Source organism: Ramlibacter sp. Leaf400, from assembly GCF_001424545.1.
GTDB lineage: Bacteria > Pseudomonadota > Gammaproteobacteria > Burkholderiales > Burkholderiaceae_C > Ramlibacter.
This window is the reverse complement of record NZ_LMQL01000010.1, coordinates 220,969-246,850: the sequence shown is the minus strand read 5'-3', so window position 1 is coordinate 246,850 and position 25,882 is coordinate 220,969. Positions and strand designations below refer to the sequence as shown.

General features: G+C 70.9%; 25 protein-coding genes. 3 read left to right on the top strand and 22 right to left on the bottom strand.

Annotated features, from left to right (window positions below; all coding sequences use genetic code 11):
* Positions 1–31 precede the first annotated feature (31 nt).
* Genes ASG30_RS12150 through mltG form a run of 6 tightly spaced genes read right to left on the bottom strand, consistent with a single transcriptional unit; the run spans position 32 to position 4,532 of the window.
* Positions 32–691: an ankyrin repeat domain-containing protein gene (locus ASG30_RS12150; protein ID WP_055896581.1), complete on the bottom strand. Its 660-nt coding sequence runs from the start codon at positions 689–691 to the stop codon at positions 32–34.
* Positions 688–1,494: a TatD family hydrolase gene (locus ASG30_RS12145; RefSeq protein ID WP_055896578.1), complete on the bottom strand. Its 807-nt coding sequence runs from the start codon at positions 1,492–1,494 to the stop codon at positions 688–690. The genes ASG30_RS12150 and ASG30_RS12145 overlap by 4 nt, the downstream gene beginning before the upstream one ends.
* Positions 1,495–1,536: 42 nt before the next feature.
* Positions 1,537–1,893, bottom strand: a complete 357-nt coding sequence (locus tag ASG30_RS12140; RefSeq protein ID WP_055896575.1) for a PilZ domain-containing protein — start codon at positions 1,891–1,893, stop codon at positions 1,537–1,539.
* A gap of 10 nt (positions 1,894–1,903) precedes the next feature.
* Positions 1,904–2,899 (bottom strand): DNA polymerase, encoded by a 996-nt coding sequence (locus ASG30_RS12135; RefSeq protein ID WP_055896572.1) that lies wholly within the window; start codon positions 2,897–2,899, stop codon positions 1,904–1,906.
* Entirely contained in the window at positions 2,896–3,540 is a 645-nt protein-coding gene (gene tmk / locus ASG30_RS12130; protein ID WP_055896569.1) for a dTMP kinase, read from the bottom strand. The genes ASG30_RS12135 and tmk overlap by 4 nt, the downstream gene beginning before the upstream one ends.
* On the bottom strand, positions 3,537–4,532 hold the full coding sequence (gene mltG / locus ASG30_RS12125; RefSeq protein WP_055896567.1) for an endolytic transglycosylase MltG: 996 nt from the start codon (positions 4,530–4,532) through the stop codon (positions 3,537–3,539). The genes tmk and mltG overlap by 4 nt, the downstream gene beginning before the upstream one ends.
* A 47-nt stretch (positions 4,533–4,579) precedes the next feature.
* Here mltG and ygfZ point away from each other — a divergent pair, with 47 nt between their 5' ends.
* The gene (ygfZ, locus tag ASG30_RS12120) at positions 4,580–5,497 is read left to right on the top strand and encodes a CAF17-like 4Fe-4S cluster assembly/insertion protein YgfZ (protein WP_055896564.1); all 918 of its coding nucleotides are present in this window, start codon (positions 4,580–4,582) and stop codon (positions 5,495–5,497) included.
* On the opposite strand, the gene ASG30_RS23110 is transcribed toward ygfZ, so the two are convergent.
* Genes ASG30_RS23110 through ASG30_RS12105 form a run of 3 tightly spaced genes read right to left on the bottom strand, consistent with a single transcriptional unit; the run spans position 5,498 to position 9,509 of the window.
* A complete protein-coding gene (locus ASG30_RS23110; protein ID WP_055896561.1) occupies positions 5,498–7,714 on the bottom strand; it encodes an O-antigen ligase family protein in 2,217 nt (738 codons plus the stop codon).
* An 11-nt stretch (positions 7,715–7,725) separates the two neighbouring features.
* Positions 7,726–8,598 carry a YbgC/FadM family acyl-CoA thioesterase gene (locus tag ASG30_RS12110; RefSeq protein ID WP_055896558.1) on the bottom strand — a complete coding sequence of 291 codons (873 nt, stop codon included), beginning with the start codon at positions 8,596–8,598 and terminating at the stop codon, positions 7,726–7,728.
* Positions 8,595–9,509 (bottom strand): alpha/beta hydrolase, encoded by a 915-nt coding sequence (locus ASG30_RS12105; protein WP_082522059.1) that lies wholly within the window; start codon positions 9,507–9,509, stop codon positions 8,595–8,597. Before ASG30_RS12105 ends, ASG30_RS12110 begins: the two co-directional genes overlap by 4 nt.
* A gap of 99 nt (positions 9,510–9,608) precedes the next feature.
* On the opposite strand from ASG30_RS12105, the gene ASG30_RS12100 reads away from it, so the two are divergent.
* On the top strand, positions 9,609–10,745 hold the full coding sequence (locus ASG30_RS12100) for an iron-containing alcohol dehydrogenase (protein WP_055896554.1): 1,137 nt from the start codon (positions 9,609–9,611) through the stop codon (positions 10,743–10,745).
* 105 nt (positions 10,746–10,850) lie between these two features.
* Here ASG30_RS12100 and ASG30_RS12095 read toward each other — a convergent pair whose 3' ends face one another.
* Positions 10,851–11,948 carry a hypothetical protein gene (locus tag ASG30_RS12095; RefSeq protein WP_055896551.1) on the bottom strand — a complete coding sequence of 366 codons (1,098 nt, stop codon included), beginning with the start codon at positions 11,946–11,948 and terminating at the stop codon, positions 10,851–10,853.
* A 4-nt stretch (positions 11,949–11,952) separates the two neighbouring features.
* Positions 11,953–14,274, bottom strand: coding sequence for a Tex family protein (locus tag ASG30_RS12090; protein ID WP_055896548.1), 2,322 nt, complete (start codon positions 14,272–14,274; stop codon positions 11,953–11,955).
* A 141-nt stretch (positions 14,275–14,415) separates the two neighbouring features.
* Here ASG30_RS12090 and ASG30_RS12085 point away from each other — a divergent pair, with 141 nt between their 5' ends.
* Entirely contained in the window at positions 14,416–14,982 is a 567-nt protein-coding gene (locus tag ASG30_RS12085) for a hypothetical protein (protein ID WP_156385507.1), read from the top strand.
* A 94-nt stretch (positions 14,983–15,076) separates the two neighbouring features.
* Here ASG30_RS12085 and ASG30_RS12080 read toward each other — a convergent pair whose 3' ends face one another.
* The 11 genes from ASG30_RS12080 to ASG30_RS12030 form a co-directional block, all read right to left on the bottom strand.
* Positions 15,077–15,628, bottom strand: coding sequence for a methylated-DNA--[protein]-cysteine S-methyltransferase (locus ASG30_RS12080; protein ID WP_055896544.1), 552 nt, complete (start codon positions 15,626–15,628; stop codon positions 15,077–15,079).
* A gap of 8 nt (positions 15,629–15,636) precedes the next feature.
* Positions 15,637–16,542 (bottom strand): SDR family oxidoreductase, encoded by a 906-nt coding sequence (locus tag ASG30_RS12075; protein ID WP_055896542.1) that lies wholly within the window; start codon positions 16,540–16,542, stop codon positions 15,637–15,639.
* Positions 16,539–17,486, bottom strand: coding sequence for a glutathione S-transferase family protein (locus tag ASG30_RS12070; protein ID WP_055896539.1), 948 nt, complete (start codon positions 17,484–17,486; stop codon positions 16,539–16,541). Before ASG30_RS12070 ends, ASG30_RS12075 begins: the two co-directional genes overlap by 4 nt.
* Before the next feature lie 26 nt (positions 17,487–17,512).
* Complete coding sequence (locus ASG30_RS12065; protein ID WP_055896536.1) at positions 17,513–19,210, bottom strand: isovaleryl-CoA dehydrogenase; 1,698 nt, start codon at positions 19,208–19,210, stop codon at positions 17,513–17,515.
* Positions 19,203–20,237, bottom strand: coding sequence for a fatty acid desaturase family protein (locus ASG30_RS12060; protein ID WP_156385506.1), 1,035 nt, complete (start codon positions 20,235–20,237; stop codon positions 19,203–19,205). The genes ASG30_RS12065 and ASG30_RS12060 overlap by 8 nt, the downstream gene beginning before the upstream one ends.
* An 8-nt stretch (positions 20,238–20,245) precedes the next feature.
* Positions 20,246–21,262, bottom strand: a complete 1,017-nt coding sequence (locus ASG30_RS12055) for an NADP-dependent oxidoreductase (RefSeq protein ID WP_055896533.1) — start codon at positions 21,260–21,262, stop codon at positions 20,246–20,248.
* Positions 21,263–21,271: 9 nt separating this feature from the next.
* Positions 21,272–21,703, bottom strand: a complete 432-nt coding sequence (locus ASG30_RS12050; RefSeq protein WP_055896530.1) for a PaaI family thioesterase — start codon at positions 21,701–21,703, stop codon at positions 21,272–21,274.
* Positions 21,704–22,495, bottom strand: coding sequence for an SDR family oxidoreductase (locus ASG30_RS12045; protein WP_055896527.1), 792 nt, complete (start codon positions 22,493–22,495; stop codon positions 21,704–21,706). It abuts the gene before it with no gap.
* A gap of 9 nt (positions 22,496–22,504) precedes the next feature.
* Positions 22,505–22,744 (bottom strand): hypothetical protein, encoded by a 240-nt coding sequence (locus ASG30_RS12040; protein WP_055896523.1) that lies wholly within the window; start codon positions 22,742–22,744, stop codon positions 22,505–22,507.
* A 2-nt stretch (positions 22,745–22,746) separates the two neighbouring features.
* Entirely contained in the window at positions 22,747–24,579 is a 1,833-nt protein-coding gene (locus ASG30_RS12035) for an acyl-CoA dehydrogenase (RefSeq protein WP_055896520.1), read from the bottom strand.
* Between the two features lie 127 nt (positions 24,580–24,706).
* Positions 24,707–25,882, bottom strand: a complete 1,176-nt coding sequence (locus ASG30_RS12030) for an acetyl-CoA C-acyltransferase (RefSeq protein WP_055896517.1) — start codon at positions 25,880–25,882, stop codon at positions 24,707–24,709.

Below are 25,882 nucleotides of genomic sequence, written 5' to 3'. Positions count from 1 at the left end.
ACGCGCTGACGCCGACGACCTCAGGCAGGCTTTACCACTTCCCCTTGGGCTGCTGCTTCCGGATGTGCCCCGAAATCAGCTCCAGCGCGTCCGGCCGGTTGCCGCGCCGGGCGAAATCGACGGCCGTCAGGCCGAGCTGGTTCTTCATGGCCGTGTCCGCGCCGGCCTCCAGCAGCAGCTTGACCGCTGCCGGCGTGCCGTAGTGCGCGGCCATCATCAGCGGCGTGGTGCCGTTGGGCGACTCGGCGTCGATGAAGGCATGGTGCTCCAGCAGCAGTTCCATGATCGCCAGGTGCCCGCCGGTGGCCGCGTAATGCAGCGGCGCCCAGCCGGGCTTGTTGATGTCGGCGTCGCGCTCGATGAGCTTCTTGACCAGGGCCGTGTGGCCCTTGAGCGCGGCCATCATCAGCGGGCTCTCGTCCTGGGCGTTGCGGGCCTCGACGTTGGTCTTGGGCCAGTCGACCAGCGCCTGGGCCGCCTTGAGCGAGCCTTCCCGCAGAGCCAGGAACAGGCCGTTCTGGCCGTCCGGGCTGCGCGTGTCCGGGTCGAACCCGCGCTTGAGGAGCTGGGTGATCGTCGCAGGATCGTCCTGCTTGATGGCCGTGAAGAAGTCGTCGTAGGAGCCGGCTTGCGCGGCTGAAAACCAAGCTGCGACAAGAAGATAAATGGCGAACCTGAAGTACTTCCTCATGACGAAACCCCTGCGAACAGGCGTTCGAAATTGCGGCTGGTGAGCTCGCCCACGGCCTCCACCGGCAACCCGCGCAGCTCGGCGATCTGCCGGGCCACGTACGGCACCAGCGACGGGTCGTTGGTCTTGCCCCGGTACGGCACCGGCGCCAGGTAGGGGCTGTCGGTCTCGATGAGCAGCCGGTCTTCCGGCACGAAGGCCGCCACCTCCCGCAGGTCGGCGGCGCTCTTGAAGGTCAGGATCCCGGAAAACGAGATGTAGAAGCCCAGGTCGAGCGCGGCACGGGCGACCTGCGCCGTCTCGGTGAAGCAGTGGAAGACGCCCCCCGCGCTGCCCGCCGAGCCGTCTTCGCCCTCCTCCTTCAGGATCGCCACGGTGTCGTCGGACGAGGCCCGGGTGTGGATCACCAGCGGCTTGCCGGTCTGCCGCGCCGCCCGGATGTGGGTGCGAAAGCGCTCCCGCTGCCATTCCAGGTCGGCAATGCCGCGGCCGCCCTTGCGCTCGTCCATCTGGTAGTAGTCCAGGCCGGTTTCGCCGATCGCCACCACCTTGGGCAGTGCCGCGCGCGTCAGCAGGTCGTCCAGGCTGGGCTCGGTCACGCCCTCGTTGTCGGGATGGACGCCGACGGTGGACCAGAAGTTGTCATGGGCCAGCGCCAGGGCATGGACAGTCTCGAATTCCTCCAGCGTGGTGCAGATGCACAGGGCCCGGTCGACGCCGGCCTGCGCCATGGCGGCGCGGATCTCGTCCAGGCGGCTGGACAGTTCAGGAAAGCTCAGGTGACAGTGCGAATCGACGAACATCCGCCGATGATGCACCAGCGCCGCGCAGGGTCGCGGGCGGGTTCAGATGGTCTGGGTGGGCCGCTCGGACGCCAGGTGGCCGCCCAGGACCTCTTCGATCTTGAGCTTGAGCAGCTTGGACTTCTCGTCGGCCGGAAAGCGCACGCCGACGCCCTGGGTGCGGTTGGCCGCGGCCCGCGGGGGCGTGACCCACGCGACCTTGCCGGCCACCGGATAGCGCTGCGGATCGTCCGGCAGCGACAGCAGCACGTAGACGTCGTCGCCCAGCTTGTAGTCGCGCGTGGTCGGGATGAAGACCCCGCCGTCCGCGAACAACGGGATGTAGGCCGCATACAGCGCCGCCTTCTCCTTGATGGCGAGCTGGATGACGCTGGGGCGCGGGGTGGCGGACGTGCTCATGGGGGGCTGATCAGCTGGCCGAGTGTAGGGCCGAGCGCGCCCGGCTCACAAGCGATTCCAGCATCAGTCCGGCGTTGAACGGGTGTTCCGCCGTTTTTTGCTCCTGCGCGAGTTCACGCCACCACGCTGTCAGCGATTCACACGTGCCCACCTTCGGCAGGTCGCCCGGCTCGAAGAACCGCGGCGCGGCCCCGGTCTGGACCGCCATCAGGTCGTGGCAGACCTTCTGCAGCAGGTCGATCGCCTCGGCCGGCGTGCAGTCGCTAACGGCCGACACGTCGCCGCGCGAGATCGCCCGTGGCAGCTGCGACCAGGCCTTGGCGGTCCGGCCGCCCTGCGCGAGCCCCAGCGCCTCCTGCGGCCGGCCCCCGGCCGCGCGCAGCAGCACCGGCACGTCGGCCGCGGGCACGCCCTGCCCCGCCAGCCAGGCCTGGCTTTGCTCGGGCTGCGGCCAGCGCATCGTGTGGCCCAGGCAGCGGCTGCGGATGGTGGGAAGCAGCTGGTGCGCCGCCTCGGTGGCCAGCACGAAGCGCACGTCGCCGGGCGGCTCCTCCAGCGTCTTGAGCAGGGCGTTGGCGGTGACGTTGTTCATGCGCTCGGCCGGATAGACCAGCACCGCCTTGCCGCGGCCGCGCGCGCTGGTGCGCTGCGAGAACTCGATCGCATCGCGCATGGCCTCGACCCGGATCTCGCGGCTCGGCTTGCGCTTCTTGTCGTCCAGCTCCTGCTGCGCCTTCTCGGGCAGCGGCCAGCCCAGGGCCTGCATGGCGGTCTCGGGCATCAGCACGCACAGGTCCGCATGCGTGCGAACGCCGATGGCATGGCAGCTGCCGCAGACCCCGCAAGCGCCCTGCGGCGTGGGCTGCTCGCACAGCCAGGCCCGTGCCATCTCCAGCGCCAGCGCGTACTGGCCCAGGCCCGAGGGGCCCTGCAGCAGCCACGCATGCCCGCGCTGGGCCAGCAGCGCCTCGGCCTGTTCGGTGATCCAGGGGGCGACCGCGCTCATTCGAGGAATCCCTTCGCCCGCACCGCCCCGAGCACCTGCTCCCAGACCTGCTCACGCGGCTGGCTGCCATCGATGCGCGCGAAACGCCCCGGGTCGCGCGCGGCGCGCCGGGCGTAGCCGTCGGCCACCTTGCGGAAGAACGCCACCGGCTGCGATTCGAAGCGGTCGGGCGCGCGGGCGCCGGCCAGGCGCTGGGCCGCGACTTCCGGCGGCAACTCGAACCACAGCGTGAGCAGCGGCTGCCGCAGCTCCCCCGGCGGCAGGGCGTCGACGGACTGAACCCAGCGTTCGAGCTGGCCGAGCACCGCCAGGTCGAACCCCCGGCCCCCGCCCTGGTAGGCGAAGGTGGCATCGGTGAAGCGGTCGCACAGCACCACCTCGCCGCGGGCCAGGGCCGGCTCGATCACCTGCTGCAGGTGGTCGCGGCGGGCAGCGAACATGAGGAGCGCCTCGGTCAGCGGGTCCATGGCCGCGTTGAGCGCCAGCGCCCGCAGCTGTTCCGCCAGCGGCGTGCCGCCGGGCTCGCGCGTGAGCGTCACCGTGCGGCCCGCGTCGCGCAAGGCCTGCGCCAGCGCCTGGACGTGGGTGGACTTGCCCGCGCCGTCGATGCCTTCGAAGCTGATGAAGAGGCCGGCCGTCACTGGCCCCTCTGGTAGCGGTTCACGGCCCGGTTGTGCTCGTCCAGGCTCTCGCTGAAATGGCTGCTGCCATCGCCGCGCGCGACGAAGTACAGCGCCTTCGCCGGCGCCGGCTGCACCGCCGCCAGCAGCGCGGCGCGTCCGGGCATGGCAATGGGCGTGGGCGGCAGGCCGGGGCGCGTGTAGGTGTTCCAGGGCGTGTCGGTCTGCAGGTCCACCTTGCGCAGGTTGCCCTTGAACGCTTCGCCCATGCCGTAGATCACCGTGGGGTCCGTCTGCAGCGCCATGCCGATGCGCAGCCGGTTGTTGAACACGGCCGAGATCAGCGGCCGGTCCGCCCCGCGGCCGGTCTCCTTCTCGACGATGCTGGCCAGGATCAGCGCCTCGTCCGGCGACTTCACCGCGGCCTGCGGGGAGCGCTGGGCCCAGGCCGCCTCCAGCCGGCGGTCCATCGCGCGCATCGCACGGCGCAGCACCGCGGTGTCCGTGCTGCCCTTGGCGTAGGTGTAGGTGTCGGGGAAGAAGCGCCCTTCCGGATGCTGGCCCGCGCGGCCCAGGAGCGCCATCAGCGCGGCGTCGTCCAGCTTGCCGGCCTCCTGCCGCAGGCTTTCCTCCTTGGCGAGCGCGACGCGCAGCTGGCGGATGTTCCAGCCCTCGACCAGGGTGATCGCGCGCAGGCTCTCCTCGCCGCGCGCCAGCTTGGACAGCAGCCGCCTGGGCGTGATGCCCGCCTCGAGCTCATAGCTGCCGGCCTTGATCTGCCGCGCCTGCCCCGAGAGGCGGAACCAGCCGTAAAGGAGGTCCGGGTTCACGGCCACGCCGGCATCGCTGACGGCCTGCGCCACGCCGCGCGGCAGGGTGCCGGGCTCGATGGAAAGGTCGACCGAGGCGGCCGGCAGCCGCAGGGGCTGGTGGACCCACCACCACCCTGCGCCGGCGGCGGCCAGGAGGGCCAGCGCGCCGAACAGGAAGACCGTCTTGAGCAAGCGCGCCACTGTCCCTGATCACCCGAGTGAATTCGAGGGGCCATGATAATGGAGCGATGGTCCAGTCCCTCGAAGGGCGTTGCGCCCTGCCGCAACTTGGCGTGATCCGCGCGCAAGGCGAGGAGGCCGCGCGCTTCCTGCACAACCAGCTCACCCAGGATTTCGCGCTCCTGCCGCCGGGCCAGGCGCGGCTGGCCGCGTTCTGCAATGCCAAGGGCCGCATGCTGGCCAGCTTCGTCGGCGTGCCCCTGGGCGCCGACCAGATCCTGCTGGTCACCTCGCGCGACCTGCTCGCGCCCACGCTCAAGCGCCTGTCGATGTTCGTGCTGCGGTCCAGGGTGAAGCTGAGCGACGCGTCAGACGAATTCGCCCTGTTCGGCCTGGCCGGCGACGCCGCCGCGAAGGCGCTGGGGGGCCCGCGCGAGCCCTGGGCCCAACACGCCGCGGGCGCGGCCCAGGTCGTGTCGCTCTACCCGGCCGACGGCCAGCCGCGCGCTCTGTGGATCGCCCCCGCCGGCGAGGCGCCTCCCGCGGGCGCCGAGCTGCCGCTGGAAGCCTGGCTCTGGGGCAAGGTGCGCAGCGGCATCGCCAGCATCACCGCGCCGGTCACCGAGCTGTTCGTGCCGCAGATGCTCAACTACGAATCGGTCGGCGGCGTGAACTTCAAGAAGGGCTGCTACCCGGGCCAGGAGGTGGTGGCCCGCAGCCAGTTCCGCGGCACGCTCAAGCGGCGCGGCTACGTGGTGCACGGCCCGGCCGCCATGCAGGCGGGGCAAGAGGTGTTCCACGAGGGCGACCCGTCGCAGCCCTGCGGCACGGTGGTCGAGGCCGCACCGGCCCCCGCGGGCGGCTGGGACGCGATCGTCTCGATGCAGACCAGCGCCGCCGAAAGCGGCCGCCTCACGGTGGGCAGCGCCGAAGGCCCGGCGCTCGAGCGCCTGCCCCTGCCCTACCCGCTGCTCGCCGACATCTGATCAGCGCTCCACGCGCTCCCGCAACGCGGGCGGCACGTGGGCCAGGATCGCCGGCCGGCGCGCGGCCGGTGCCGCGGCCAGGGCCTGGCGCCAGCTGTCCACCGCCCTGGCCTCGTCCTTCAGCGCCCGGAGCTGGAAATCGGCCAGCAGCAGCAGGCTGTCCGGGCGGACCGCCGGGAATTCCTCCAGCAGCAGTTCCATCGCCCGGGACAGCAGCGCGTCGTCGCCGGCGCGCCAGCCCAGCAGGAAGGCGTTGCGCAGCAGGTCCACGTCGTAGAAGCCCCCCTGCAGGGCGCGCCGTGCCAGATCGAGGGCGCGCTCATCCTGGCCGTGGCGGGACAGCAGGATCACCTCGAGCGAGCGCACCGATGGGGCATCCGGCGAGATCGACTTGGCGTGCTCGAGCGTGCGCAAGGCCTGCTCCGGCCGCCCCAGCTGCGCGTGCGCCCGGGCCACGTTGGTGAGGATGGCCACGATGTGCGGCCGCGACTCGAGCACCGATTCCCAGATCCAGGAGGCGTTGTGCCAGTCGCCCCAGTTCGCGAGTTCGTCCGCCACGATCGGGGTGATCTTGCGGTAGTGGGGATTGATCGCGATCGCTTCGCGGGTGAGCTGCAGCATCTGCGCCTTGGCCCCTTCCCACTCGCGCGCCTGCGGCCGGCCCGAGGCCGAGATCCGCATCGCGATCTTGGCGGCCTCGACGATCTTTCGCTCGCACTCCGCCGCCTGCTGCGTGATGTGGGCGGCCAGCACGGTGCAGGCGCCCGCGCAGGCCAGCGCCGCGGTCGAGCGGCGACGTGTCCATGGCAGCGCGACCGGCCCGATGCGGCCTTGGACCCTCAGCCGTGCGTCGGAGGCGGCCACGACCGCCAGCGCGATCGCGAACAACGCGCCGGTGGTCGCCATCCGCCAGGGAAAGCCGGCGTTGCTCACCAGCAGCAACGCCAGCAGGCCGCACAACGCCGTCGCGCGCCAGGGGCCCTCCTCCATCGCCTCGCTGTCACGAGCCCGCCAGGTGCGCCAGGCCGCCTGCAGCAGCCAGCCGAACAGCCCGAGCAGGAAGACCGCGCCGGCCAGCCCGTACTCGGCCAGCATCTGCAGCACCTCGTTGTGCACGTAGTAGTCGGCCTCGACCTGGCTGCTGCGCGGCAGGTACAGCGGCACCTGGACCTCCCAGGCGCCGGCGCCCACGCCGGTCAGCGGCCGGTCGGCCATCATGCGCAGCGTCGCCTTCCACATCACCATGCGGATGCCGACCGACGGATCATTCGGCACCGCGACCGAGGCCGTGCGCTTGAGGCCGCGCTCCAGCGGCGTTGCGCCGCGGCCCTCGGCCAGCAGGCGGTCGTTGCCACTGGGCACCATCCCCATCCCCAGGACGCCGACCAGCAGCAGCCCCGCGGCCAGCGCGCGCCGGCCGGTGTCCCAGCCGCCCAGCGCCAGCTGGACGCGGTAGCGCCACAGGATGAAGGGCAGCACCACCAGCACCTGCAGCCACAGCGCGAACAGCGCGGCCCGGGTGCCGGTCATGAGCACGCTGACGATCACCAGCGCCGTGGTCGCGGCCAGCAGGGCGATGGTGGCGGTCTGCCGCGCCCGCGCCAGCAGCAGCGCCGAGAACGGCAGCGTGCAGACCACGAACTCGGCGAAGAAGTTGCGGTTGATGAAGGTCGAGGCCGGCGGCGGGCCTTGCGGGAAGCCGCGCCAGTCCACCCAGAACTGCAGCGCCGCCCACACCGCGGCGATCACCGCGCCGCCGTGGATGCCCCAGAAGACCCAGTGCAGCCGCGAACGCGCCAGCGTGTTCAGTCCCAGCCAGAGCAGGAGCGCGAACACGAACCAGCGGATCGCCTCCACCGCGCCCAGGTAGGCATGCGACCAGGCCATGCTGCCCAGCGAGTACGCCATCAGCAGCAGCGGCAGCCAGAGCACCGGATGCCACAGCACGGCCTGGGGCCGGCGCCGGCGCTCGAAGAAGAAGACCATTGCCGCCGCCAGCGCGCCGAAGGACACGACGATGGACTTGAGCGTGTCTTGCAGCATCAGCTCGTCGGGAACGCCCAGCGCGGGCGCGAGCAGCAGGATGGCCGCCAGCAGCAGCGGAACGATGGGCGAACCTTCGTCGGCCCGGTCCGCGACCGGTGACGGGGCGACCGGTGCGGTGGTCGCCGCGGCAGGCGGTGGGGTGCCCGGCGTGCGGGCCTTCTTCCTGGCCATCCGGCCGCCGCTCAACGGCCCGGCAGGGGCAGCGCCGCCGCCATCTCGACGTGCGGGATGCCGGCCTCCTCGAAGGGCTCACCCTGCGGCCGGAAGCCCAGCCGGCGGTAGAAGTCCTCGGCGGTGCGCTGGGCGTGCAGCACGGCCTGCTTGTCGCCGCGCTGCGCTGCCGCTTCCAGCAGCGAGATCAGCACCTGCCGCCCCATGCCGCTGCCTCGCAGCACCTCGTGAACGGCCATGCGGCCGATCTTGGCCACGCCGGGCGAAGGTTGCAGCAGGCGGCCGGTCGCCACCGGCCGGCCGAGGCGGTTGTACGCCACGGCATGGAGCGCGGCGGCATCGGCCTCGTCCCATTCCATCTCGGCCGGGATGCGCTGCTCCTGCACGAAGACGCGCGTGCGGATCGCGGCGGCGTCCTGGCCCAGCTCGGACCACGAGCCGGTGCGCACCTGCAGCACCGGCTCSCCGGCCTCGTAGCCGGTGAGGATGTCGCGCAGCGCCTGCGGCACCGGCCGCGAAGTCTGCGTGGCCGGGTCGGCGAACACGTAGACCAGTTCGCAGGTGATGAGCAGCTGCTCGCCGCGGAAGATCGCGCCGTCGAAGACCATGGACGACTTGCCGATGCGGCCGCAGCGCATCGCCACGTCCAGCTGGTCGTCCATGCGGGCGGACGCATGGAACTCCACCGTCGCCTTCTTGACGTAGAGGTCGCCCTCCAGCTCGTGCATGGCCTCCTCGTAGGGCAAGGCCAGCGCGCGCCAGTAGTCCGCCACCGCGGTGTCGAAGTACATCAGGTAGTGCGCGTTGAACACGATCTTTTGCATGTCCACCTCGGACCAGCGCACGCGCAGGCGGTGGAAGAAGCGGAAGTCGTCTCGTTTCATGGCGTGCGCAAGGCGTTGGCGAGGGCCTGGGCGGCGGCGGCGTGGGCCTCGCGGGCTTCGGGAAGGGCTCGGCCCATCTTGATGAACTCGTGGGTGACGCCGCGCCAGACCTCCAGCTCGACCGGCACCCCTGCGCCGCGCAGTTTATCCGCGTAGGCGATGCCCTCGTCGAAGAGCGGATCGCATTCGGCCAGCCCGAGCCAGGCCGGCGCGACGCCCTCCGCGTCGTCGGCATTGAGCGGGGCGAAGCGCCAGTCGTCGCGGGCCCGCGCATCGATGTACTGGCTGAAGAAGTACTCGATGTGGGCCTGCTCCAGCACCATGCCGTGTCCGTAGCGGCGGTGCGAGGCGCTGTCCTGGCGGGCCGCCGTGCCCGGGTAGAACAGCAGCTGCAGCGCCAGCGGCAGGCCGGCATCGCGCGCGCGGATCGCATTCACGGCCGCCAGCGTTCCACCGGCGCTGTCGCCGCCGACCGCGAGGCGTGCGCCTTCGAGGCCCAGGGCCGGGCGCTGTGCCGCCAGCCAGCGCAAACCCGCCCAGGCGTCCTCGTGGGCCACCGGAAACCGGTGTTCGGGCGCCAGCCGGTAGCCCAGCGACAGCACGGCCCAGCCCGAGAGCGTGGCCAGTTCGCGGCAGAGGATGTCGTGGGTGGCGACGCTGCCGATGGTGAAGCCGCCTCCGTGCAGGTACAGCAGCACGCCCGGAGCGGAACCGTCCAGCTGGTAGAGGCGCGCAGGGAGGCAGGCGCCATCGTCGGCGGGAAGCTGGAAGTCTTCGACGCGCGGCAAGGGCCGCCGCGGCAGCTCCAGCACCTCGGCCGACGCCTCGTAGGCCGCCCTCGCCTCCTGCGGCGAAAGCTCGTGCAGGGGTCGCTGCCGCACGCGCGCCATGCGCTCGAGCACCGAGCGCATCCGGGGGGTGAGTTCCGGGAAATCCGGGAGGTGGGTCACGCAGACGGCGCGGGGCGGCTGGGATACAGTCGGACGGCATCTTAGACCAGCGATCGCGCCATGGCCCTCATCTACTACGTCACCCAGATCCAGTTCGAATTCGGCGCCGTGCGCCTGCTGCAGGACGAGTGCAAGCGCGTGGGCATCACCCGCCCGCTGATCGTCACCGACCAGGGCGTCAAGGCTGCGGGCGTGCTGCAGAAGGCGCTGGACGCGCTCGGGCCCCTGCCCCATGCGGTGTTCGACCAGACGCCGTCCAACCCCACCGAGGCGGCGGTGCGCGCGGCGGTGAAGATCTACAAGGAGCAGCGCTGCGACGGCCTCATCGCCGTGGGTGGCGGCTCGGCGATCGACTGCGCCAAGGGCGTGGCCATCGCCGCCACGCACGAAGGCCCCCTCACCCACTACGCCACCATCGAGGGCGGCTCGCCGCGCATCACCGACAAGGTCGCGCCGCTGATCGCCGTGCCCACCACCAGCGGCACCGGCAGCGAGGTGGCGCGCGGCGCGATCATCATCGTGGACGACCACCGCAAGCTGGGCTTCCACTCCTGGCACCTGGTGCCGCGCACCGCGATCTGCGACCCCGAGCTCACGCTGGGCCTGCCGCCCAAGCTGACGGCCGCCACCGGCATGGACGCGATCGCGCACTGCATGGAGACCTTCATGTCGGCCGCGTTCAACCCGCCGGCCGACGGCATCGCGCTCGACGGCCTGGAGCGCGGCTGGGCGAACATCGAGCGCGCCACCCGCGACGGGTCCGACCGCGAGGCGCGCTCGCAGCTGATGAGCGCTTCGATGCAGGGCGCGATGGCCTTCCAGAAGGGCCTGGGCTGCGTGCATTCGCTCAGCCACAGCCTGGGCGGCGTGAACCCGCAGCTGCACCACGGAACGCTCAATGCCGTGTTCCTGCCGGCGGTGGTGCGATTCAATGCACAGGCCGAGTCGGTGAAGAAGGAGCGCCGGCTGGAGCGCATGGCGCACGCCATGGGCCTGGCCTCCTCGGGCGACATCCCCGACGCGATCCGCGACATGAGCGCCCGCCTGGGCCTGCCCACCGGGCTGGCCGAGATGGGCGTGCAGCGCGAGTGGTTCGGCAAGATCATCGAGGGCGCCATGGCCGACCACTGCCACAAGACCAATCCGCGCCTGGCGGACGTGAAGGACTACGAGCGGATGCTCGAAGAGTCGCTCTGAGTTCCGTCGTTCCCGCGCAGGCGGGAACCCAGTGCGTCCGCCTTCGCGGCGGTCATGGAAGCACTGGATTCCCGCCTCCGCGGGAATGACGCAAGCGGCACGGGCCTAAAGCGCCTCGACCCGCCCCAAGTCCGGCCGCTCCAGCCACTGGGAGAACTCCTCCGCCAGCTGCGCGCTGGCCGACGTCGCCGCCTGCCAGGCCTTCATCCGAGCCGCCAGATCCGTGCCATAGCGCGCAAAATCCGTGCGGTCCGGCAGCTTGCCGTTGGGCAGCCCGCGCACCCACTCCGGATCGGGGGCCAGCACGATGGTGTTCTCCAGGAAGGGCGTGGCGCCGTGGCGCCAGCGCCAGGCCTTGTCCAGCCAGCCGGGCACCACCGACTTCTGGAAGTGCGGGTACAGCACCAGCCCCTTCGGATGCGCCGCCGCGTAGTTCAGGTGCAGGTGGTAGTCGGTGATGCCGCCGTCCCAGTAGGCGCCGGGCGGCGCACCGGGGATGTCGTGGATGGCCTCCAGCACGAAGGGGATCGAGCAGCTGGCCTGCAGCGCCGGATGGAAGTTCTCTTGCGTCAGGTGCACCTGGCGCGTGCTGAAGTCCTGCTCGTCGAAAGGCAGGCTGAGCGCTTGCGCATCGGGGCCGGACGAGAACACCACCCGCTCCAGCCAGGCGCACAGCGCGCGCCGGTGCAGGCCGTTCGAGAGGTACGCGCCCAGGTAACCGACCGGCGTGCCGAACCGGTGCTCGCGCGACAGCAGGTGCCGCCCGCGCGAGGTCACGATGTGCAGCCGATAGCGCGGGTGGTCCAGCACCTGCCGCACGCGGCCGCCATAGAACGAGGCGAGGTTCTGCGAGAAACGCTCGCTGACGTGCCGCGCCGTCGGTGTCTTGCGGCCGGGCTCCAGTTCGTAGTCCTGCGCGATGTAGTCGCGCTCCAGGCGCTCGAAGGCCGGCAGCGCCTCGTCCAGGCAGGCCGTGGCCAGGCGCCAGGCGCCGATGGAGGCGCCGACCAGGTGAACCGGCTGTTCCGAGCCAGGCAGCCACTGGCCGAAGATGAAGCGGTCCAGCGGCCCGAGGATCAGCCCCTTGGGGCCGCCCGCCGCGCCCGGGATGACGCTGATGTCCTGCGGGCCCAGCCCGTGCTGCTCGATGTGGCGGCGGGCGCGCGGTCCGGCGTGGATCCTGAGCGCGCGCGCCGCCGCCATGCGTTTACTTGCGCGCCTGCTGCAGCTTGGCGAAGGCGCCCGCGATGGCGGTGTTCAGCTGCGGATTGGCCGGCGCGCGCTGGCCGCGCCCGGCGTTCTCGAAGCGGTTGTCGCGCGGCCCGTCGCGGCGCGGCGCGGCCTTGGCGTCCAGCTTCATCGTGAGGCTGATGCGCTTGCGGGCCGCGTCCACTTCCAGCACCTTGACCTTGACGATGTCGCCGGTCTTGACCACCTCGCGCGCATCGTTGACGAAGCGGTTGGACAGCTGGCTCACGTGCACCAGGCCGTCCTGGTGCACGCCCAGGTCGATGAAGGCGCCGAACTGGGCGACGTTGCTCACCGTGCCCTCCAGCAGCATGCCTTCCTTCAGGTCGGCGATGTCCTCCACGCCCTCGTTGAAGCGCGCCACCTTGAAGTCGGGGCGCGGGTCGCGGCCGGGTTTCTCCAGCTCGACGAGGATGTCGCGCACGGTGATGACGCCGAACTTCTCGTTGGCGAACAGCTCCGGCTTGAGCGTCTTGAGCATCTCGGCCCGGCCCATCAGCTCGACCACCGGCTTGCCGCTGGTGGCGATCATCTTCTCGACCACCGGGTAGGTCTCGGGGTGCACGCCGGTCATGTCCAGCGGGTTGTCGCCCTCGCGGATGCGCAGGAAGCCCGCGCTCTGCTCGAAGGTCTTGGCGCCCAGGCCGCTCACCTCCAGCAGCTGCTGGCGGCTGCGGAAGGCGCCATGCGACTCGCGCCAGCGCACCACCGACCTGGCCACGGACGTCGACAGCCCCGAGACGCGCGTGAGCAGCGGCACGCTGGCCGTGTTCAGGTCCACGCCCACCGAGTTCACGCAGTCCTCGACCACCGCGTCCAGCGTGCGGGCCAGCTCGGTCTGGTTGACGTCGTGCTGGTACTGCCCCACGCCGATGGACTTGGGATCGATCTTCACCAGTTCCGCCAGCGGGTCCTGCAGCCGCCGGGCGATGCTGGCGGCGCCGCGCAGGCTCACGTCCACGTCGGGCATCTCCTGGGAGGCGAACTCGCTGGCCGAATACACCGAGGCGCCGGCCTCGCTCACCACCACCCGCTGCAGCCCTTCGACGCGCTTGCCCAGGTCGGCCGCCAGCTTGTCGGTCTCCCGGCTGGCCGTGCCATTGCCGATCGCGATGAGGTTCACGCCGTGCTTGAGGCACAGGCGCTCCAGCGCGTGCAGCGAGCCGTCCCAGTCCCGGCGCGGCTCGTGGGGGTAGACCGTGGCGGTCTCCACCAGCTTGCCGGTGACGTCCACCACCGCGACCTTCACGCCGGTGCGGATGCCGGGGTCCAGGCCCATGACCACCTTGGGGCCCGCGGGCGCGGCCAGCAGCAGGTCGCGCAGGTTGTCGGCGAACACCTTGATCGCGACCTTCTCCGCCTCCTCGCGCAGGCGGGCGAACAGGTCGCGCTCGATCGACAGCGACAGCTTGACGCGCCAGGTCCAGGCCACGCACTTGCGCAGCAGGTCGTCGGCCGGCCGGCCCGCGTGGGACCAGCCCAGCTGCAGCGCGATCTTGCCTTCGGCGATCGACGGCTTGCCGGGCTCGGGCTCCACCGGCAGCGTGAGCTTGGCATCCAGGATCTCGAGCTGGCGGCCGCGGAACACCGCCAGCGCGCGGTGCGAAGGCACGCGGCCGATCGGCTCGTCGTAGTCGAAGTAGTCGCGGAACTTGGAGACGTCGGGGTGGTTCTCGTCCTTTCCCGCGGCCAGCTTGCTGCGCAAGAGCCCCTCCTGCCACAGCCATTCGCGCAGCGTCTGCACCAGCGCGGGCTCCTCGGCCCAGCGCTCGGACAGGATGTCTCGCACGCCGTCGAGCACGGCGGGCACGGTGGTGAAGTCCTCGCCGCCCTCGCCTTTCTCCGCCTTGACGAAGGCCTGCGCCTCGGCGGCGGGGTCCAGCTTCGGGTCGGCGAAGAGCTTGTCGGCCAGCGGCTCCAGGCCGGCTTCACGCGCGATCTGGCCCTTGGTGCGGCGGCGGGGCTTGAACGGCAGGTAGAGGTCTTCCAGCTCCTGCTTGGTGGGCGCCGCCTCGAGGGCCGCGCGCAGCTCGGGCGTGAGCTTGCCCTGCTCCTCGACGCTGCGGATGACCGCCTCGCGCCGTTCTTCCAGCTCGCGCAGGTAGCCCAGCCGGAACTGCAGCTCGCGCAGCTGCACGTCGTCGAGGCCGCCGGTGGCTTCCTTGCGGTAGCGGGCGATGAAGGGGACCGTGGCGCCACCGTCGAGCAGGTCGACAGCGGTGCGTACCTGCTGCTCACCGACGCGGAGTTCGGCGGCGATCTGGCGGGTGATCTTGTTCATGGGGTACTGCTGGGCTGCCAGGAAGCGCGCGAGTTTGCCACAGGGCTCGCACAGCAAAACGGGACCGTGGCTGACACCGTGAGAACTTGCCGCTTCGAAGAATCGTTGCATTCCGTTGTAGCTTTTTTAAGGGAGAACGACATGCGCGCGCGAATGCTCTTCCTGGTGCTGGTGATCCTGGCGGTGGCCGGTTTCGCGGCCCAGAACTGGCCGGAGATCACCCGACCCTCCAGCCTCAACTTCGGCATCGTCCAGGCGGATGCGCCGATGGGCCTGATCCTGCTCACGCTGCTGGGCCTGACGCTGCTGGTCTTCCTGGCCACCACGGCGACGATGCGGACGCAGAGCCTGTACGAGACGCGCCAGCACGCCAAGGCGCTGAACGCCCAGCGCGACCTGGCCGAGAAGGCCGAGGTGTCGCGCTTCACCGACCTGCGCCAGCTGCTGGACGGCCACCTGCGCGACGAGAAGCAGCGCGAGAGCATCGTGCAGGCCGAGATGGAAAAGACCATGGCCCAGCACCAGCGCGAACTGCGCAACCAGCTGGAGCAGATGTACCACCTGCTCACGTCGCGGCTGACCGAGATGGAACGGCGGATCGACACCCGGGGCGGCGCTCGTGTGGAGCGGGTCGAGGAGATCGGGCCGACCCGGGTCGTGGAACCCGGCCTGGGCGTCCATTCTCAGCCGGGACGGGAAAGGGTCTAGATGGAGGCCGTCATTCCCGCGAAGGCGGGAATCCAATGCGTCCGCCTTCGCGGACTGCAGGGAAGCCCTGGATCCCCGCCTTCGCGGGGATGACTCAATCGAACAACCCCGGCCCCTGCGGGCTGAGCACCGCCCGCTCGAGCTCCAGCATTTTCAGCTTGGTCCTCGCGCCACCTTCGGCGGAGAAGCCGCCGCTGGCGCCGTGCGCCGCCAGGATGCGGTGGCACGGCACGACAGGCGCGAACGGGTTGTGCCCCAGCGCCTGCCCCACCGCGCGCGACGCACCCGCATCCCCCAGTTCCCGCGCGAGCTCGCCGTAGGTCTTCACGCGCCCGGGCGGGATCGCGCGGGCCGCTTCGTACACGCGCTGGTGGAACGGCGGCACACCTTCGTAGTCCAGCGCCACGTCCAGCATCGCATCGCGCTCGCCCTGCAGGACGAGCTGCACGCGCCCAATCACTGCCGAAACGGCCTGCGGCGGATCGCCCACCGGCACGTCGCCGCAGCGCCGCCGCATGCGGGCCAGGGTGCCCTCGTCCCGGGTCTCGGGCAGCTGCACCGCCTGCACCGAACCGCCCGCCGTCCAGGCGATGCCGCAGCGGCCGACCTCCGTGTCGAACAGGCAGCAGCCGACCGCGGCGCCCATGGCCTTCTTCAGCCCTCGCGCAGCGCCTTGCGCAGCTGCTCGCCGACCTCGGGCCGCTCGAGGAAGGGATCGGGCGGGTTGCGGATCTCGACGATGGCCTCCATGCGGCTGCGAACGTTGCCCAGGGCCTTGGGATGGCTGAAAACGTAGAAACGGTCCTGCGCGATCGCATCGAAGACCTTCTGCGCCACCTCCGCCGCCGTGACCTTGCCCGAACTCACCGCCTTGTCGCTCATGGCCTGGCCGATCAGCTGGCTGCGCGTCGGCTTCGCGGCCGCGAGCTCGCCGGGCCGGTTGCGCTCGCTCTGGTGGATGCCGGTGGGCACGAAATACGGGCACAGCACGCTGGCGCCGATCTGGTCCGTCACCAGGCGCAGGTCCTGGTAGAGCGTCTCGGTGAGGCTCACCACGGCGTGCTTGCTCACGTTGTAGATGCCCATGTTGGGCGGCGTGAGCAGGCCCGCCATGCTGGCCGTGTTGACGATGTGGCCCTGCCAGGAGGGATCGGCCTGGGCGGCGGCCAGCATCATGGGCGTGAACAGGCGCACGCCGTGCACCACGCCCCAGACGTTGACGCCCATCACCCACTCCCAGTCGGCGAGGCTGTTCTCCCAGACCAGGCCCCCGGCGCCGACGCCGGCGTTGTTGAAGACGAAGTGCGGCGCGCCGAAGCGCTGCTGCACGGCCTGCGCCAGCGCCTCCATCTCCGCCGCCTTGGACACGTCCACGCGCCGGGCCAGCACCGGGGCGCCGGCCTGCTCCATCTCGGCCCGGGCGCGGTCCAGCGCGTCCTGCTGCACGTCGACCAGCACCAGGTTCATGCCCAGGCGCGCGCCGATGCGGGCGCATTCCAGGCCGAAGCCGGAGGCGCCGCCGGTCAGCACGGCGGTCCTGCCCTTGAAGTCCGAGATCATGTCGCGTCTGCCTTTCTCAGCACGAAGCCGATGCGGGGGAAATGCACGTGGATCGGGCCGGCGCGCGGGTCCTCGCGCAAGAGGCTGTAGTGGGTGCGGGTGGCGGCCATCAGCACGCCCTCGGTGGATTCCGGGCCGAAGGCCTCGGCCGTGACCGTCACGCGCGTGCCCAGCGGGATGCCGTGGTCGTTCTGGAAGGCGCTGTCCACCAGCAGGTTCTGGCCGGGCGGCAGCGGCTCCGCGCGCTCGGCCACGGTGACGGCGTCCTGCGCCGACAGCTCCTCGAAGCGGCTGTGGCCGAAGGCGGACATGCGCTCCATCCACTCCAGCAGCGAAGGCGTGGGCTGCAGGATGTCGGCCAGCACGGGCGTGCGCGTGCGGGTGAACCAGAGCGGGTGGTAGGCGGCGAAGTCGGCCAGGCAGGGCTCGGCACCGAACAGGAAGTCGTGCTCGTCGGTCATGTGCGCGATGCGCCGCAGGTAGGAGCGGTAGGCGGACGTGGCGTCGCCCAGCCGCAGCTGGGTCATGTTGGTGCGCATGGCCTTGCGGTCGGCCATGAAGGCCTGGCCCACCTCGGCGCTGGGGAACAGCTGGCCCGCGGCCTTGGGCTGGCTGTTGTACGTCATGGCGGCCCAGAACAGCGTGCTGTCGGCCCACTGCGCAAAGATGCGGGCCACGCCCTTGATGTGCAGCGGGTACAGAGGCGGCTCCGGCTGCACGTGCTCCAGCACGTCGCAGATCAGGGCCGTGTCGCAGTAGATGTCGGCGCCGACCTGCAGCACGGGCGTGCGGCGGTACCCGCCGGTCAGCGCCTGCACGTCCGGCTTGGGCATCACCCGCGGGATGCGCACCGACTGCCAGGGCAGCTTCTTGTGGCCCAGGATCAGCCGGACCTTCTCGGAGAAAGGCGACTCGGGGTAGTGGTGCAGGATCAGGTCCGTCATGCTCGTCCTTGTGCGGGTCCTTGGGGTCAGCGCGGCATCGCCCGCGCGATCAGGGTGTCGAAATCGGTGCGGGCGCCCAGCGTGCCGAAGGCCTGGCCCCAGTCGCCGCCCAGGCGCGAGTCGCAGAAGGCGGCGAACACCGCGGGCGGTGCGGTCTGCAGCAGCAGCGCCGCCTGCACGGCCAGCGCCACGTCCTGCGCCAGGCGGCGCGCCTCGGCCTCGGTGGCCATTTCTTCCACCCGGGTGGGCAGCGCGGACGCCAGGCGATCCAGCGCGGGATGGGCGCCGCGCGCGGGCTGCAGCTCGTGGGCCAGCGCCGCGGCCGCATCGGCCTTGCGCAGCGCGCGCAGCAGGTCCAGCGCCATGATGTTGCCGGCGCCTTCCCAGATCGAATTGAGCGGCATCTCGCGGTAGATGCGGGCCATCACGCCTTCGCCGCCCTCCTCCACGTAGCCGTTGCCGCCCAGGCATTCCATAGCCTCCTGGGCGAAGGGGCTGCCCCGCTTGCAGATCCAGAACTTGGCCACCGGCGTGAGCAGCCGCGCCATGGCGGCCTCGTGCGCGTCGCCGCGGCGGTCGAAGGCGCGCGCCAGGCGGATCGCCAGCGCGGTCGCGGCCTCGCTCTCCAGCGCCAGGTCGGCCAGCACGTTGCGCATCAGGGGCTGCTCGATCAGCCGCTTGCCGAACGCCTGGCGCTGCGAGGTGTGGTTGAGCGCCAGGGCCAGCGCCTGCCGCATCAGCCCGCTGGTGCCCAGCGCGCAGTCCAGCCGGGTCATGGTGCCCATCTCCAGGATCTGCGGCACGCCCCTGCCCTCGTCGCCCACCAGCCAGGCGGTGGCGCCCTCGAACTCCACCTCCGAGCTGGCGTTGGCCTTGTTGCCCAGCTTGTCCTTCAGGCGCTGGATGCGGAGGGCGTTCAGGCGGCCGTCCGGCAGCACGCGCGGCAGGAACAGGCAGGACAGGCCCGAGGCGGTCTGCGCCAGGATAAGGAACGCATCGCACATGGGCGCGGAGAAGAACCACTTGTGGCCGGTGACGCGCATGCGCTGGCCCCAGGCGTCGCTGCCGTCCGGCTCGGCGCGCGTGGTGTTGGCCCGCACGTCGGAGCCGCCCTGCTTCTCGGTCATGCCCATGCCCATGGTCAGGCCGGGCTTCTCGTGCCAGGGTTTGAGCGCAGGGTCGTAGCGGCGGCTGGTGAGCCTGGGGCCCCAGTCGGCGTAGATCGCGGCATTGCTGCGAAGCGCCGGCGTGACCGCGTAGGTCATGGAGATGGGGCACAGGACCGAGGGCTCGAGCTCGGTGAAGAGCATGAAGCCGGCGGCGCGCTGGACGTGGGGGGCGCCCCCACCCTGGCCCTCCCCCGGAGGTGGAGGGAGCGAATCCCGGAGGGGCGCGGGTTCGGCCCAGGGCGTGCCGTGCAGGCCGGCTTCGACCGCGGCGGCCATCAGGGCGTGGTAGCTGGGGTGGAACTCCACGACGTCGGCGCGGCGGCCGAAGCGGTCGTGCGTGCGCAGCTGGGGCGCATGCACGTTGGCCAGCCGCGCGTGCAGCTGCATCTCCGCCGTGCCCAGGCGGGCGCCCAGCGCGGCCAGCGGCGCCATGTCCAGCGATGGCGCGTTGAACTTCAGCGCGTCGCGCAGCGGCGCATTGCCGGCGAACAGGTCGTAGCCCACCAGCGGCTCGGGCTGGTTGAAGACCTCGTGGGTGGCGACGCTGTCAGGCACGAGCCCTCCTCGGTGCGAACACGCGACGCCAGGTGTCGGTGAAATCGCGCACCTCGGCCGCCTGGAGCGCCCCCTTGTCCACCAGCAGGCGGTGCAGCGCTGGCAGGTGGTAGTGCGGCACCGCCGGGTAGAGGTGGTGCTCCACGTGGTAGTTGACGTGGTGCGGGAACAGGACGATTCGGGCGATCCAGTTGCCGAACGAACCGACAGTGCGGTTGGTGCGCGCGGCCGTGAGCGGCGAACTCAGGTCCGTCGTCGCGCCGTGCTCGCAGATGGCGCGCAGCCGCAGGATGGGCTGCAGCACCGTCACCAGCGGCAGGAGCCACAGCACCAGGTACAGGAGCAGGCCCTGCCCGCCCCCGAGGACGAAGGCCACCGCCGGCGCGGCGAGGTGGAAGCCGGCCACCCACAGCCGGTCGGCCCGCGCGGCCGCGCGCAGCTGCGGCGAGGTGTCGTCCAGCGGGCGGATCTCCCGGTTGGTGTCGGCATTGATGGCCGGCGCGCCGAAGAAGTAGGCGTACGTCTTCCAGGCGTTCAGCGCCAGCAGGTCGCGCCCCAGCTTGTCCAGCAGGTAGGCCTTGCCGCGCGGGTAGCCGCCGTGGATGGCGGTGTCCGGGTCTTCCTCGGTGTAGAGGTTGTTGTGGTGCAGCCGGTGCGTGACGCGGTAGGTGCACATGGACACGCCGCCGACCATGCCGATGAAGCGCCCCGCGAGGTCGTTGGCCTTGCGGTGGGCGAACAGCCGGTAGTGCGCCGCCTCGTGCGCCAGGATGAACAGGCCGTGCTGGGCGATGCCGATCACCACGATGGCCGGCACCATCCACGCGCTCGGCCAGGTGGCGACGGCCAGCGCCATCGCCAGCGCGATCAGGCCGAACGTCTGCGCGATCGACAGCAGCGACCGCGCGGTGGAAAGCCGCGTGAGCGGCGCCAGCTCCCCGGGCCCCAGCAGGCGGCGCGCCTGCGCGTTGCGCGACCCCGGCGCCCGGTGGTCCTCGCGGAACTCCTCGCCCTGGCGCGCTTGCACGGGCCGCCTCAGACCAGCTGGACCAGCTGCTTGCCGAAGTTGCGGCCGCGCAGCATGCCCAGGAAAGCCTCGGGCGCCGACTCCAGGCCCCGGGCGATGCTTTCCCGCGGCCGCAGCTTGCCGCCCGCGACCAGCTGGCCCAGCTCCTTCAGGGCCTCGGGCCAGACATCCATGTGCTCGCTGACGATGAAGCCTTCCACCGTCATGCGGTTGGTCAGCAGCAGCTGCGGGTAGGACATGGGGATCGGCTTGCCGTCGTAGCCGGAGATCATCCCGCACAGGGCGATTCGGGCGAAGGCGTTCATGCGCAGCATCACCGCATCCATCACCATGCCGCCCACGTTCTCGAAGTAGCCGTCCACGCCGTCGGGGCAGGCGTCCTTGAGCGCGCGGGACAGCGAGGCCGCGTCCTGGTGCTGCTTGTAGTCCACGGCGGCATCGAAGCCGAGGTCGTGCGTGACGTAGCGGCACTTGTCGGCGCCGCCGGCGACGCCCACGGCGCGGCAGCCCCGGGCCTTGGCCAGCACGCCCACGGTGCTGCCCACCGCGCCGCTGGCGGCGCTGACCACGATGGTCTGGCCCGGCTTGGGATCGATGATCTTGACCAGCCCGTACCAGGCGGTGACACCCGGCATGCCGACCGCGCCCAGGTAGTGCGACAGCGGCACGTGCGTGGTGTCGACCTTGCGCAGCGCGCCGGGCTGGCCGGCGTCGTACACACCGAATTCCTGCCAGCCCCCCATGCCCACGACCTTGTCGCCCGGCTTGAATTTCTCGTTGCGGCTCTCGACCACCTCGCCCACCGTGCCGCCGATCATCACCTCGCCCAACTTCTGCGGCGCGGCGTAGCTCTTGGCATCGTTCATGCGCATGCGCATGTAGGGGTCCAGGCTCAGGTAGTGGTGGCGCACCAGCACCTGGCCGTCCCGCAGCGGCGGCGTGTCCTCCGTGACCAGCCGGAAATTGGTGGTGCTGGCTTCCCCGTGCGGGCGGTTGTCCAGCAGGATCTGGCGGTTCCTGGGCATTGCTGTCTCCTAGTCGGTGCGGATCACGTCGAGCTGTTGCGTGCTCCTGGGCCCGATCGGCAGCCGCGGCACGTACTTGAAGGTGCCGGTGGCATGGGCGCAGGCACGGCCCGCCTCGTCGTAGATCGTGGATTCGGTGAAGGCCATGGTGGCCGTGCGGTGGACCAGCCGCCCCTTGGCCGTCAGCCGGCCGCGGGCGGGCTGCATGAAGGTGGTCTTCATTTCGATGGTCACCACGCCCATGGACTGCTCGACGCTGCGCGCGGCCGTGGCCATGGACACGTCGTGCAGCGTCATCGAAGCGCCGCCATGCACCACGCCGAAAGAGTTCAGGTGCTCCGGGCGCGGCTCGTAGACGATCTCCGACTCGCCGCCTTCGAAGCGGGTGAGCTCGAAGCCCAGGTGGTCGACAAAGGGGATCTTGACGCCGAAGCCTGCCATCTAGCCCCCCGTGACCACGCTGACGCCGCCGTCCACCGCCAGCCACTGGCCGGTGATGTGCTTGCCGGCGTCGGAGGCGAACAGCAGGGTCGTGCCCTTGAGGTCCTCGTCGTCGCCCAGCCTCTGCAGCGGCGCGTGCGCGGCCAGCGCGTCCTCGCCCAGCCGCTCCAGCGTGCCGCGCGTCATCCTGCTGGGGAAGAAGCCCGGGCAGATGGCGTTGACCGTGATGCCGTACTTGCCCCATTCGCAGCCGAGCGCGCGGGTGAAGTTGATGACCGCGCCCTTGGATGTGTTGTAGGCCAGGGTCTGCATCTCGGGCGGGTTGCCGCCCAGGCCGGCGATCGAGGCGATGTTGATGATCCGGCCGTAGCGCGCCGGGATCATGCTCTTCTTGGCCAGGTGCTGGCTGAGGATGAAGTAGCCCCGCACGTTGAGGTTCATCAGCTTGTCCCAGGCCTCGACCGGGTGGTCCTCGGCCGGCGCGCCCCAGGCGGCTCCCGCGTTGTTCACCAGGATGTGGACGTCGCCCATGCGCTGCAGCGTCTCGTCGGCCAGGCGGCGGATGTCCTCCTCCCTGGAAGCGTCGGCGGCGATCCAGCGGGTGTCGATGCCGGCCGCCTGCAGCTCGGCCGCGGCCTCCTCCAGGTCGCCGGCCTTGCGCGAACTCAGCATGATCTTCGCGCCCGCCTCGCCCAGCGCATGCGCCATCTGCAGGCCCAGGCCGCGCGAGCCGCCGGTGACGAGCGCGGTCTTGCCCGTGAGGTCGAACAGTTGCTGGGTGGTGCGGGTCATCGCGTCTCTCTAGGGTTGTTTTTCAGTGGAAGATTGTGCGCCGCCGGGCGGTGTCTCGCGCAGGCGAGAACGCACCCAGACCAGCACCACGCCGGCGGCGACGGCGATGCCGCCGAGCACCCCGAGCGACCAGCCGGCCACCAGGTGCCGCCCGCCGGTGGCGACGCCCAGGATGATGGCGATCACGCCGCCATAGATGAGGAGCCAGACCAGTCGCTCGATCCAGGCCAGGGCGCGCGCCGAGGCCATGCTCAGAAGGCCTCTTCCGGCATCTGCGCGCAGGTGGGGTCGCGGCTCTCGACCACGGCCAGCCAGGCGGGGACCTTCGGCAGCTCGTAGTGGAAGAAGTAGCGCGCCGCGTGGATGCGGCCCACGTCCGCCGGCGAGCGGCTTTCCCCCTGCGCCGGCACGGTGAGCAGCACGTCCAGCCAGGTCCAGGCGAGCACCAGGTGGCCGAAGGCCTGCATGTACGGCACCGCGTTCGCCAGCGCCGCGGTGGCGTCGCCCGGAGCCCAGGCCGCCTTGGTGGCGGCGCCGACCCGTTGGAGCGCCTTCGCGAGCGCGTTCGCGTGTTCCGCCAGGTGCGGCCGGTGCAGCGCCGCCTCGATCGTCGCGTTGATGCGGCCGGCCAGCAGCTGCAGGCCGCGGCCACCTTCCATCACCACCTTGCGCCCCAGCAGGTCGGCGGCCTGGATGCCGTGCGTGCCCTCGTGGATCATGTTCAGCCGCTGGTCGCGCCAGTACTGCTCCACCGGGAAGTCGCGGGTGTAGCCGTAGCCGCCGTGGACCTGGATGGCCAGCGAGTTGGCTTCGAGGCAGTTCTCGCTGGGCCAGCTCTTGGCGATGGGCGTCAGCACCTCCAGCAGCAGGCGCGCCTCGTCGGCCGCCTCGGGCGAACCGGTGTGCTGCTCGTCCACCAGCCGGGCGCAGTACAGCATCAGGGCCAGCGCGCCCTCCCCGTACGACTTCTGCGCGAGCAGCATGCGCTTGACGTCGGCGTGTTCGATGATGCGCACCTGGGGCTGCGCCGGGTCCTTGCCCGCGGGTCCGACCGGCCGGCCCTGGGGACGCTGCTTCGCGTAGTCCAGGGAGGCGTAGTAGCCGGCCAGGCCCAGCGCCGTGGCGGCCATGCCGATGCCGATGCGGGCCTCGTTCATCATGTGGAACATGCAGCGCAGGCCCTGGCCCGGCTGCCCCACGAGGTAGCCGATGGCGCCCGCGCCACCGCGAACCGGGAACTTGCCTTCGCCGAAATTCAGCAGCGTGTTGGTGGTGCCGCGCCAGCCCAGCTTGTGGTTCAGGCCGGCCAGCGCGATGTCGTTGCGCTCACCCGTGAGCTGGCCGTCCGGGCCGACCAGCTTCTTGGGCACGACGAAGAGCGAGATGCCGCGCGTGCCGGGCACCAGCTTGCCGTCCTCGCCCGGGATCTTGGCCAGCACCAGGTGGACGATGTTCTCGGTGAGCTCGTGCTCGCCGGCCGAGATCCACATCTTGTTGCCGCGCAGCCTGTACCGCGGCCCCAGCGGGTCGCTCTCGAAGTCCGCACCGTCGGGCGTCGCCCGCGTGGCCACGTCCGAGAGCGAGGAGCCGGCCTGCGGCTCGGACAGGCACATGGTCCCGGAGAAGCGGCCGTTGAACTCGTTGAGCGCGAAGACTTCCTTCTGCAGGTCCGTGCCGTGCGCCATCAGCAGGTTGGCGTTGCCCACCGTGAGCAGGCCGCCGCCGATGCTGACCGAGGCCACGGCGAAGAAGGCGCCTGCCGCCGCTTCCACGGTGTAGGGCAGCTGCATGCCGCCCACGTCGTAGTCCTGCGCGGCGCTGAGCATGCCGGACCCGGCATAGGCCTGCCACGCGGCCTTCGTTGCGGCCGGCAGGACCACCTTCTCGCCGTCCAAGCGCGGCTCCTCGGTGTCCACCAGCCGGTTGTGCGGCGCGTACTTCTCGCGGGCGATGCGCTCGCAGGTGTCGAGCACCGCGTCGAAGGTCTCTCGCGTGTGCTCGGAAAAGCGCGGGCGCTGCGAGAGCTGGTCGACCTGGAGCCAGTCGTACAGCAGGAAGTCGAGGGTGGGACGGAGCGAGGACATGTCTCTTTCTTCGTCATCCCCGCGGAGGCGGGGATCCAGGGCTTCCCTTCGACGCGGCCGGAAGGCGGGAGCCCTGGATTCCCGCCTTCGCGGGAATGACGGGTTGGGGCGTGGTTGGCGGTTGGCGTCAGAGGACTTCGAACACGCCGGCCGCGCCCATGCCGCCGCCGATGCACATGGTCACCACGACCTTCTTCGCGCCGCGGCGCTTGCCCTCGATCAGGGCATGGCCGGTGAGTCGCTGGCCCGAGACGCCATAGGGGTGGCCCACGGCGATGGCGCCGCCGTTGACGTTCAGGCGGTCGGCCGGGATGCCCAGCTTGTCGCGGCAGTAGAGCACCTGCACCGCGAAGGCTTCGTTCAGCTCCCACAGGTCGATGTCGTCCACCTTCAGGCCCAGCTTCTTGAGCACCTTGGGGACGGCGAACACCGGGCCGATGCCCATCTCGTCGGGCTCGCAACCGGCCACCGCGAAGCCGAGGAAGCGGCCGATGGGCTTGAGGTTGTGGCGGCTGGCGTACTCCTCGCTCACCACCACGCAGGCGCCGGCGCCGTCGGAGAACTGGCTGGCGTTGCCGGCAGTGATCACGCCGCCCGGCAGGGCCGGCTTGATGCCGGCGATGCTTTCCTGGGTGGTGCCGGGGCGCAGGCCTTCGTCCTGGCTGACCGTGACCTCCTTGGTGCGCAGGCCCATCTGCGGGTCGGCCACGCCGGCCTTGACGGTGATCGGCGCGATCTCGTCCTTGAACTTGCCGGCCTCCTGGGCCGCGCAGGCCCTCTGCTGGCTGGCCGCGCCGTACTCGTCCATGCGGTCGCGGCCGATGTTGTAGCGCTTGGCCACCTGTTCGGCGGTCTGCAGCATGGACCAGTAGATCTCGGGCTTCTTCCTGTCCAGCTCGAGGTCGCGCAGCATGTGCTGGTTCATCTCCTGCTGCACGCAGGAGATGCTCTCCACGCCGCCGGCCACGTAGACGTCACCCTCCCCCGCGATCACGCGCTGGCTGGCCATGGCGATGGTCTGCAGGCCCGAGGAGCAGAAGCGGTTGACGGTGGCGCCCGACACCGTGATCGGCAGGTCGGCCATCAGCGCGATCTGGCGGGCGATGTTGGCGCCGGTGGCGCCCTCGGGGTTGGCGCAGCCCATCAGCACGTCCTCGATGGCGCCGGGTTCGATGCCGGCGCGCTGCACGGCGTTCTTGACGGCGTGGCCGCCCAGCGTGGCGCCGTGCGTCATGTTGAACGCGCCCTTCCAGCTCTTGGTCAGGGGCGTGCGGGCGGTGGAGACGATGACAGCGTTGGTCAT